This window comes from Simplicispira lacusdiani (genome assembly GCF_003604195.1).
GTDB classification, from domain to species: Bacteria; Pseudomonadota; Gammaproteobacteria; order Burkholderiales; family Burkholderiaceae_C; genus Simplicispira; species Simplicispira lacusdiani.
Map to the genome: position 1 here is coordinate 97096 of NZ_QXGR01000013.1, position 10437 is coordinate 107532.

The following is a 10437-nucleotide window of genomic DNA, read 5'->3' on the forward strand; positions in this document are numbered from 1 at the left end:
GCCGCCCCTGCCCATGGGCCACCCACGCCGCCAATGCTTGACTTCCATCAAACCACGTTGTCCCCGGCATCCAGCCGCCCGCGCAGGCCGCTGGCACGCTGGGTGCGCTGCGCCACGGCCTGGGCCAGCAGGCCAGGCTGTGCCGCCGCCAGCGTGAAGGCCTGGCGCGCGCGCGTGATGCCGGTGTAGACCAGCTCGCGCCCCAGCACGGCGCCCGCGCGCGGCGGCAGCACGAGCACGGCGTGCTCGAACTCCGAGCCCTGGCTCTTGTGCACCGTCATGGCGAACGCGGTCTCCACATGGGCCAGCCGCGCCACGCCGACCGAGCGCAGCTGCGGCCCGTCGGCGAAGTAGACGCGCAGGCCGCCGCCCGGCGCGGGCAACACGATGCCGATGTCGCCGTTGAACACGCCCAACGCCGCATCGTTGCGCGTGACCATGACCGGCCGCCCCGCGTACCACTCGCCGCGCGCGCCCAGCAGGCCCGCGCCGCGCAGCGCGGCCTCGACCGCCTGGTTGAGCCCGGCGGCACCCCAGGCGCCCTCGCGCACCGCGCACAGCAGGCGGAAGCGCTCGAACGCGGCAAGCACGCCCAGCGCCCAGTCGGCATGCTCCTGCGCACCCTCGGCACCGCGCGCCATGCAGGCCAGGTAATCGCGGTAGCTGGCCGGCGCACCGGGCCGGCCGTGCAGCGCCAGGTGCACCACGGCGTCGGGCGCCACCCCTTCCAGGGCCTGCAGCGACTGGGTGGCATCGTCGGCCAGGGCGCGGCGCGCACCCAAGGCGTCGCCCCGGTTCACCGCCAGCGCGAGCTGGCCGATGGGGCCGCCGAAACGCCGGCTCTCGCGCAGCATCACCGTGTGCTGGGCCAGCGCGGGCGCGGTGCCGCTGGTGTCCAGATACTCCGGCGGCAGCACTTCGCCGGCCGCCACGCGCGCGAAGCGCGCCGTCTCCGCGCCATAGCGGCCGGCCTCGGCGTCACGGCACAGGTCGCCCAGCACGGCACCGGCCTCGACCGAGGCGAGCTGGTCCTTGTCGCCCAGGAAGACCACGCGCGCTCCCGGGGGCAGCGCGTCGAGCAGCGCGGCCATCATCTCCAGGTGCACCATGGAGGCCTCGTCCACGATCAGCACGTCCACGTCCAGCGGGTGTGCGGCATCGTGGCGGAAGGCGCGCGTGTCCGGCCGCGCACCCAGCAGCGCGTGCAGGGTGCGCGCCGCGCCCATGCGCTGGGTGAAGGCGTGCAAATCCAGGTCCGCGCCCACGCGCTGTTGCAGGCTTTCGAGCGCGGCGTCGATCGATTGCTTGAGCCGCGCGGCCGCCTTGCCCGTGGGCGCGGCCAGGGCCACGCGCAAGCGCTCGGGCTGCGGGTCCATGGCCACCAGCAGGGCCAGCAGGCGCGCGGCGGTGTAGGTCTTGCCGGTGCCCGGCCCGCCGGTGATGACGGCCAGGCGCGAGCGCAGCGCCACGGCGCAAGCCAGCTTCTGCCAGTCCACGCCGCGCGCCGGCGGCGCCGTACCGGCGGCCGGTGCGAACAGCCGGTCGAGCCACTGGCGCACCAGGACTTCGTCCACGGGCAACGGCGCGGCCGTGCGCTCGGCCAGCGCATGCGCCACATGGGTTTCATAGCCCCAGTAGCGGCGCAGGTAGAGCAGCGGTGCCTGCAGGCTGCCACCCAGCACCAGCGGCTGGCCGCTGTCGGCGTCCTGCGCGGCATGGCGCACCACGGGGCTGGCCTCCAGCGCGGCCAGCCAGTCCGGCAGCCCGCGCGGCAGCGTGGCCCAGAAATCCTGCAAGGCGCCTTGCGCCTCCTGCGGCCAGCCCAGCACGGCGCCAGGCTCGCGCACCAGCGGAGCCAGCGGCAGACAGGTGTGGCCACGCCCCTCCATGTGCGCCAGCAGGGCCGTGGCCACCAGCAGCGCGGGCGACGCCCGTGGATCGAGTTCGGCCACGAAATCGGCCAGCGCGCTGTCGAGCCGGCGCAGCCAGCCGGCCTCGCTCCATGCGCGCAGGGTATCGAGCGTCGCGTTCATGCGCCCTCCTCCGCGCTCTCCAGCAAGGCGTCAAGCGCGTCGAGCAGCGCCAGTGGCGGCGCCACATGGCGCACGCCCCGTTCAGGGCCATCGATGCCGCGCAGGAAGAAATACAACGCGCCACCGAGGTGCCGCTCCGGCGCATAGGCCGCGCCGAGGCGCGCGCGCAGCAGCCGGTGCAGTGCCAGCAGGTACAGCGCGGCCTGCACGTCGTAGCGGTGCGCGGCCATGGCGGCGTCGAGCGCCTCCCGGGTGTAGGCCCCGCCGTGATCCCCCAGGTGGTTGGACTTGTAGTCGAGCACCCAATAGCGCCCGCCATGCTCGAACACCAGGTCGGCGAAGCCCATGAGCATGCCGTGCAGCTCGCGTTCGGGAAGACGCGGGCGCTCCAGGCCGCCCAGCAGGTGCGCGCGGCACAGCACATCGACCTCGGCGGCGCGCAGACGCTGGGCGGGCAGCCAGAACTCCATCTCGGGCAGCAGGGTGCCGAGCGCGCACAGGGGCGCGCCCACGCCCGCCAAGGGCGTGGCAGCCACCGCCGTGAGCCACTGCACGACCTCGTCGGCGCGCTCGCCATGGCCCGCATGCTCGCAGCGGCGGCGCAGGCGCGCGGCCAGCGCGGGGGCGTCCGCCAGCGCGAAACCCTCGCCCGCCAGCCATTCCAGCTGCTCATGCAGGAAGTTGCCGGCCAGCGCGCCGCGCGGGAAGCGGTGCCAGGCCGGCATCGGCGCGGGTTCGGCGAACAGGTCGCCGGTGCGGCCCGGGGGCAGGTCTGGCACGGCCGGGCGCTCGGGCAGCGGCGTGGTGCCCGGCTCCGGCGCGGCCCCCAGCCCGGTTTCGTCGTCCGCCGGGCGCGGCGCCTGCGTGGGCGATAGCGGCACGGCCTCCTGCGCGGCCGGCCGCACCAGCTGCGAGAAGCTGCCGATGCCCCAGCGCCGCTCGAACGTGGCGGCGTAGGCGGGCTGCTCCCGCAACGGCGCCGGCTCGTCGCGCGCCGCCAGCGGCGTGCGCGCCACCGCGTCCGGCAGGGCGCGCAGCACGATCTGGGGTTGGTCCTGCGCCAATGCCTGCAGGTGCGCGAGCCAGTCGCCGGCCTGCGTGGGCGCGGCACCGCCCATCAGATAGCCGGCGGCGCTCCGGTGCGTGCGGCACTGCGCCGCATTGCCCACCTGCAGCGCGGCAAAGCCCAGCCACAGCGCATGGCGCGCGCGCGTGAGCGCCACGTAGAGCAGGCGCAGGTCTTCGCGCAGGCGCTCGCGCTCGGCCTGGGCCAGCACGCCATCGTCGAGCCGCAGGTGCAGGGCGCGCCGGCCCTGTTCGTCGGCCAGGTGCACATGGGCCGTGGTCCGGCGCGACACCTCGCGGAAGCTGTAGGCGAACGGCAGGCAGACCACCGGGTACTCCAGCCCCTTGCTCTTGTGCACGGTGACCACCTGCACGAGGTCGGCGTCGCTCTCCAGGCGCACGACTTGCTCGTCACCGCCGTCGCCGCCCTCGTCCCTCTGGGTCTGCAGCCAGCGGATCAGCGCGTGCTCGCCGTCGAGCTGCGCGCTGGCACCTTGCAGCAGCTCGGCCAGGTGCAGGACATTGGTGAGACGCCGCTCGCCGCCGGCTTCGCCGAGCCAGCGCGCGGGCAGGTCGAACAGGTGCAGGGTCTGGCGCAGCATGGTCAGCACGCCCTGGGTCTGCCAGATGGCGTGGAGCTGGCGCAGTTGCAGGCTGCGCGCGTCGAAGGCCTCGTCGCTGGTGGCCAGCCAGGCCAGCTCGTCGAGCGACAGCCCCAGGGTGCGCGTGGCCAGGCCGGCGCGCGCCTTGCGCACATCGAGCGGGTCGGCCACGGCGTGCAGCCAGTAGAGCAGGTCGCGCGCCTCGTCGCTGGCGAACACCGAATCCTTGTCCGACAGGTAGACCGAGGCCACGCCCCGCCGCCGCAGCTCGCGCCGCACGGCCTCGGACTCCTTGCGGTCGCGCACCAGCACGGCGATGTCGGCCGGGCGCAGGCGCGCGAAGGGCTGGTGCGGCCGCGCGAAGCCGGCCTGGCCATCGTTCAGCCAGGCGACGATCTGCTCCGCGCACAGCGCGGCGAAGCGCTGGCGGTGCCCGGGCGCGCCGCGCAAGGCCAGGTCGTGGTGGATGGACAGCGCGGGCACCGGGCCCGCGGCCGTCTGGAACTGCTCGGCACGGCCGCGCGCGCCCACGGCGACGAAGGGCAGCGGGTTGTCCTGCGCGGCGTCGCCGCGGAACTGGAACGCCCCCTCGCCCGGGCGCGCCTCGGCGCGCTCGAAGCAGTGGTTCACGGCCGCCACCAGCGCGGCGGTGGAGCGGTGGTTGGTGCCCAGCACATGGTGGCGCCCGGCGGTGGCGCGGCGCGCGGCGAGATAGCTGTGGATGTCGGCGCCCCGGAAGCCGTAGATCGACTGCTTGGGGTCGCCGATGAGCAGCAGCGCGGTCTGCGGGTCGTTGTCGGCCACGCGGTAGAGCCGGTCAAAGATCCGGTACTGCAGCGGCGAGGTGTCCTGGAACTCGTCGATCAGCGCCACCGGGGTCTGCGCCGTGATGCGCGCGCGCAGGCGCTCGCCGCTCGGCCCCGCGAGCGCCTGGTCCAGCCGCTGCAGCATGTCGGCGAAGCCGAAGGTTCCGGCCTGGCGCTTGAGCTGGGCGGTGCGCGCCTGCACGCACGCGGCGGCATGCAGGCGCAGGGCCGTCGCGGCATCGGGCAGGGCTTCTTGCGCGGCCTGCAACGTGGCCAGCGCCGCGAAGTGCGGGGGCAGGGGTGCGGGCAGCGCACCGCCCTTGCGGGCATCGCGCAGGCCCTCGGGGTCCAGGCGGTTCCAGGTCGCCGGGGTCCATTCCAGCAGGTCGGGCTCGGGGCCGCCGGCCCAGGCGGCGAGCTGGTCGAGCCACTTGGTGTAGTTCGCGGGTTTGAGCTTGGTGCCGTTCCAGTCGGCCTTGCAGCGGGCCATCTGGTCGTCGAGCCAGTGCTGCATCTCGCGCGCGCGCTCGCTCCACCCGGCCTTGAGCGCGGCGATGGCATCGCGCCGCGCCTGCCGCTGGCGCTGCACGCAGTCGGCCAGGCTGCCCTGGCCCGCGCCCTCGGGCAAGTCCTGCGCCGCCAGGGCGCGCATGTCGGCGACCAGCGCGTCCACGCCGCTCCAGACGCCGAGCACCGCGTCGAGCACCTCGCCCGCGAGCGGGTAGCACTGCTGGCGCCAGTAGTCCTGCGCGGCCTGGGTCTGCACGGCGCGCTCGTCGGCGGCGAGTTCCTCGTCGAACAGGTTGCCGCTGTCGAAGGCGTGCTCGCGCAGCATGCGCTGGCACCAGGCGTCGATGGTGTGCACGGCCGCGTCGTCCATGCCCTCGGCGGCCAGTGCCAAGCGCCAGGCGGCCTGGGCGCGTTCGGCGCCCTCGGGGTAGTCCGCCAGCAGCCGCGCCAGGAAAACGTCGTGCGCTGGCACGGGCGCCTCGCCCCGGAAGCAGCGCGCGGCCTCGATCAGGCGCGCGCGGATGCGGTCGGACAGCTCGCGCGTGGCGGCGCGCGTGAAGGTCATCACCAGGATTTCGTCCGGACGCAGCGCGCGCGGAAAGCCCTGCGCGCCACCGTGGCCCAGCACCAGGCGCAGGTAGAGCGCGGCGATGGTCCAGGTCTTGCCCGTGCCGGCGCTGGCCTCGATGAGCTGGCTGCCATGCAGGGGAAAAGTGATCGGTTCGAGCGTGGCGGGGATCATGTGCCGGCCTCCACGGCGGGTTCGGGATGCGGCTCGGCGCGCACCTGCCGCGCGGCCCAGTCGGCCAGCGGCGCGCAGACGGCCTGCGCCAGCGCCTCGAAGCGGCCGTCCTCGGCCAGGGTCTCGAAGTCGGGGTAGAAGCGCGCCAGGCCGGGGTCGGCCGCCTCGCCGTCCAGTTGCCAGCCGCCCTCGTAGGCGCTGGCGGCATCGTTGCCGGACACCCAGGCCAACCCGGTGCGCGGCGCCAGGGGCAGCGGGCCCTGCATGCCCTCACGCCACACGCGCAGCAGTCCGCCCAGCGTGGCACGGGCCTCGTCCACCGCCAGCGGCGGGAAGTGCAGCGTGGCATCGCGCCCCACGAGCAGGCCGCGCACGGCACGGCCGCTGGCCGCCGCAGCCAGGCTGCGCAGCCAGGGCACGAGCAGCGCGTCGGCGCGCGGCAGGCCCTTGCGCGCATCCTGCAGCAGGCGCGAGGGCGTGCAGTCGATCCAGACCGGCAGTCCGTCGCCGCCCTGGCGCAGGTGCTCCAGCCAGTCTTCGAGCAGCACCGCGCCGGCTTCGGGCGAATTTTGATCAAAAATGGCCATGGCGCCCGTATTACCTGCGCCATCAGCTACCGTTTCTATAGCACCACCCTGCACCTCCACCCCGCAGCGCAGCGGCAGGCGCTCGGCGGCGGCAGGGTGCTGCGCCTGGGCCTGCCGCCAGGCCTGCAGCAGGGGCAGCAACTGCCCGGCCAGCCGCGCCTGGGCACGTTCGCCCAGACCGCCCAGCGGCAGACGTCCGGCGCGGTGCAGGCGTTGCAGGCGCTCCAGCAGCAGGGGCTCCAGGGCGCTCTCGGCGTGTTCCTGCAGGTCGGCCTGCACACCATCGAGCAATTCGCGCAGCAGGCCGTATTCGTCCAGCCCGGCGAGGCCGAAGGATTCGTGGTCTTCGCCCTCCTCCTCGCCCGGATCTAACACCACGCCCAGGCGCTCGCGCAGGAAGGCCTTGGCCGGGTTGCGCAGGAAGGCCGCGAGCTGCGCCACGGTGAGCGGCACGCGCGGGTCGGGCACGAAGGCGGGCACGGGCGGCACGGCCTGCGGCACATCGCCACCGCCATGCGCGGCGCGCCACTCGCGCGCGTGGGTGAAGAGCCGCGCGTCGCCCTCGAAGTAGCGCCGGCTGAAGGGCTGCAGCGGGTGCTCGGTGGTGCGCTGGGCCAGCACCCCGCCGCTCCAGCCCGCATCCAGGTAGTCGCGCAGTTGCGAGACCAGCACCGAGGGCGGCTGCGCGCTGTTGTCGCGCACGCTGCGGCCGGTCCAGCTCACGTAGAGCACGCGCCGCGCGGCCAGCAGGGCTTCGAGCATGAGCTGGCGGTCGTCGCTCTGGCGCGAGCGGTCGCCGGGGCGCGCCTGTCCGGCCAGGGCCATGAGGTCGAAGTCGCTGCGCGGCGCGCGGCGCGGGTAGTCGCCGTCGTTCATGCCGAGCAGGCAGACCACCTCGAACGGGATCGCGCGCATGGGCATGAGGGTGCAGAAGGTGACGCCGCCGGCGCGGAAGCGCTGGCGCGGCGCGGGTTCTTCCAGCGCCTCCAGCCAGGCCTCGCGCGCCACGGACAGCGGCAGCTCGCCCGCGAAACCGGCCTGCGCGCAGGCCTCCTGCCAGGTGGTGAGCGCGGCGTCGAGCGCCTGCAGCACCTGGCGGTCGGTCTCGTCGGCGGGCCGGGCGATGCCCGCGAGCAGCGCGCGCGCGCGCACGGCCCAGCCTTCGGGCGTGGCCGGCGTGGCCGAGGCCAGCCACCAGTGTTCGAGCTGGCCCAGCAGGCCCGCGAGCGCGCCCGCGAGCCCGGCATCGAGCCCGCCAACCTCGCCATGGGGCTCGATGCCGGCGAAGGCGGCATCCCCGCCCGCATAGCCCAGCAGCATGCGGCGCAGGCCGAAGGCGGCGGTGTTCTGGTCGCCGCAGGCGTCCAGGCCCAGGTCCGCGCGCTGCGCCGCGTTCAGGCCCCAGCGGATGCCGGCGCCGGCCATCCAGCGCGCCAGCAGCTCGCGGGCCTCGGGCGCGACGCCGAAGCGCGCCGCGATGGCGGGCACGTCGAGCAGATCGCGCAGCTCGCTCAGGGTGCAGCGCTGCTGCGGCAAGCGCAGCAGCCATTCGAGCGCGGCCACCAGCGGGTGGCTGGCGCGCGCGCTCAGGTCGGCGATGTCGAACGGAATGTGGCGCGCGTCGCCGCGCGGGTACTGGCCGAAAACGGCGCGGATGGCGGGCGCCACGGCGTCGATGTCGGGCGCCATGACGACGATGTCGCGCGGGCGCAGCGGCGCACCGCCCGGGGGCTGGGCCAGCAACTGCAGCAGCTGGTCGTGCAGCACCTCGACCTCGCGCAACGCGCTGTGCGCGATGTGGAAGACGATGGAACGGTCCCGAGGGTCGGCCGCGCGCCGGTCGTGCTCGGCCAGCGGCACCAGGTCGCGGATGCGGTTCTGCACCTGCGCCAGCAGCGGCGCATCCGGGGCCTCGTCCTCGTCGAACAGGTCCACGCGCGGCACGGCGAAGCGCGCCATGGCCTGCCGAGCGTCGTCGAAGGCGTCGAGCTGGCGCACGAAGTCGCGCCCCTGGCGGCCCCAGGCCGCCAGCAGCGGGTGCGCATGCAGGTGCATCTGCTCCAGCGGCAGCGCGGCCAGGTCCAGCCCGCCGCGCAGCGGATGGCGGCGGCGCGCCAGGCGCAGCAGCTCGCGCCCGTCCATGATGTCGGCCCAGTGGAAGCGGCAGGGGTTGGGAATGGCCAGCAGCACCTGGCTGTGGCCCGAGAGCGCGGCCAGCAGCTCCAGCACCGGCAAGGGCACATGCGCCATGCCGAACAGCACGATGCGCCGCGCCACCGGGCGGGCGGGCGCGCCGCCCGCCTGCAGGGCGTCGAGCGCGCGCTGGTGGATGGCGGGGCGGATGGCGGCGTGCTCGCGCTCGTCCAACGTGGCCAGCACGGCGCGCCACAGCAGGGGTTGCCAGCGCTGGTCGGGCGGCACGTCCAGGTCGGGGCGGCCGGGGGCGGCCAGCCGGTCGCGGCCCAAGGCCCAGTCGCCCAGCCAGTCGGGCCGGTAGACTTGGTACTGGTCGAACAGGTCGGCCAGGCGCGTGCACAGTTGCAGCAGGCGGTCGGGGTCGCCGGGCCGCAGGAAGCCGGCCACGGGCTCGAAGCCGGGCTCGTCCAGCAAGCCGGGCAGCAGGCGCAGCAGGCGCCAGGTGAGCGGCGTCTTGTCCACGGGCGACTGGGCCGGCACCTGGGCGCGGCCCAGCACCTGGCGGTAGGTGCGCCAGAGGAAGCGCGAGGGCAGCTCCACGCGCGTGGCCGCGCAAATGCCGCCCTCCTGCGCCAACGCCATCTTGAACCACTCGGCCATGCCGTTGCTCTGCACCAGCACCACGTCCTCCTCCAGCGGCGCCAGCGGATGGCGGCGCAGCCACGCGGCCACGGCATCGGCCAGGCGCTCGGTGCGGTTGCTGTGCAGGGCGAGCAGGCCGCTCTGCAAGAAGGGGGCGGGGTCCAGGGGTTCGGTCATCGCATCGGTGCGGCATTCACGGAGCGACAGTATTGCATCCGTGCGCCGAGGCCCGTCGCCGGCCACGCTTTCAATCCGCCACCATGCGCACCTGGTTGCGCCCCTGGCGCTTGGCTTCGTACAGGCCCGCGTCGGCCCGCTTGAGCACCTCTTCCGGCGAGGTGTCCGAGGCCTGGAACTCGCTGAGCCCGGCGCTGATGGTGGCCCCGGGCCCGGGGCCACCCAGCTCGGCCAGGGCCAGCGCCATCTGCAGGCGCAGCCGCTCGGCGATGTCGGCGGCATCCTGGGGCCGGGTGTAGGGCATGAGCACGACGAACTCGTCGCCCCCCAGGCGCGTGGCGATGTCGGTGGCGCGCAGCTCGCCCCGGCAGACCTGGGCCGCCAGGCGCAGGGCCTCGTCACCGCAGCCATGGCCCTGCTCGTCGTTGATGCGCTTGAAGTGGTCGATATCGAACAGCAGCACCGAGGTGGGCGTGCCGTAGCGCACGAAAGCCTCGTGGTGGCTGGCCAGGGTTTCCATGAGGCGGCGGCGGTTGGCCAGGCCGGTCAGTTCGTCGGTCTCGCTGAGCTGGCGCAGGCGGTGCTCCAGATCATGCCGCTCGGTGATGTTGCTGGCCACCCAGAGCACCGCGCGCTCGCCGCGCACGGTGAACGCCAGGGGCTGGACGCGCCCCTCGAACCAGATGGTTTCCTGCGGCCCCTCGGCGGGCAGGCCCTTGATGTCGCGGCCGCTCAGGCCGTACTCGACCACGTGCAGCCGTCCGCCCGCGAGCGTCTGGTGGATTTCCTGCAGGAACCAGGCGGCCTTGTCGGGCGCGAGCACATCGGCCATGCGCTGGCCCACGAGGCCCGTGCCGTCGTGGTAGTAGCGCGCGTCGGTGCCGCCGAAGACGGCCGCGTAGAGGCCGCTTTCCGTCAGCACGAACGCCGGGTCGGGGAGCGCCGCGAGAAGCGCCGACATCTGCTCGATGGAAAAGCCTGGCACGTTCACCCTTGCAATGCATCACTTGCCCGCAGGGTAGCGGAAAGCCGTTTCCGTTGCAGCCCACGGGCTCACATGCCCGAATAGTTGGGCCCACCGCCCCCCTCGGGCGTCACCCACACGATGTTCTGCGTCGGGTCCTTGATGTCGCAGGT

General features: G+C 74.3%; 5 protein-coding genes. All 5 read right to left on the bottom strand.

The genetic code is table 11. The features are described 5' to 3' along the window. Positions 1-47 precede the first annotated feature (47 nt). Positions 48-2033 (bottom strand): exodeoxyribonuclease V subunit alpha, encoded by a 1986-nt coding sequence (gene recD, locus D8S75_RS15975; RefSeq protein ID WP_119967343.1) that lies wholly within the window; start codon positions 2031-2033, stop codon positions 48-50. Beyond that, a complete protein-coding gene (gene recB / locus D8S75_RS15980) occupies positions 2030-5758 on the bottom strand; it encodes an exodeoxyribonuclease V subunit beta (protein ID WP_119967344.1) in 3729 nt (1242 codons plus the stop codon). The genes recD and recB overlap by 4 nt, the downstream gene beginning before the upstream one ends. After that, on the bottom strand, positions 5755-9300 hold the full coding sequence (gene recC / locus D8S75_RS15985) for an exodeoxyribonuclease V subunit gamma (RefSeq protein WP_119967345.1): 3546 nt from the start codon (positions 9298-9300) through the stop codon (positions 5755-5757). The genes recB and recC overlap by 4 nt, the downstream gene beginning before the upstream one ends. A 70-nt stretch (positions 9301-9370) precedes the next feature. Next, positions 9371-10285: a GGDEF domain-containing protein gene (locus tag D8S75_RS15990; RefSeq protein WP_232829076.1), complete on the bottom strand. Its 915-nt coding sequence runs from the start codon at positions 10283-10285 to the stop codon at positions 9371-9373. Between the two features lie 68 nt (positions 10286-10353). After that, positions 10354-10437: 4Fe-4S dicluster domain-containing protein (locus tag D8S75_RS17970; RefSeq protein WP_157982626.1), on the bottom strand; the 84-nt coding region annotated here is incomplete at its 5' end.

Excerpts from the sequence above, each read along its gene's own strand:
- recD (WP_119967343.1), bottom strand. The coding sequence starts at position 2,033 with ATGAACGCGACGCTCGATACCCTGCGCGCATGGAGCGAGGCCGGCTGG.
- recB (WP_119967344.1), bottom strand. The coding sequence starts at position 5,758 with ATGATCCCCGCCACGCTCGAACCGATCACTTTTCCCCTGCATGGCAGC.
- recC (WP_119967345.1), bottom strand. The coding sequence starts at position 9,300 with ATGACCGAACCCCTGGACCCCGCCCCCTTCTTGCAGAGCGGCCTGCTC.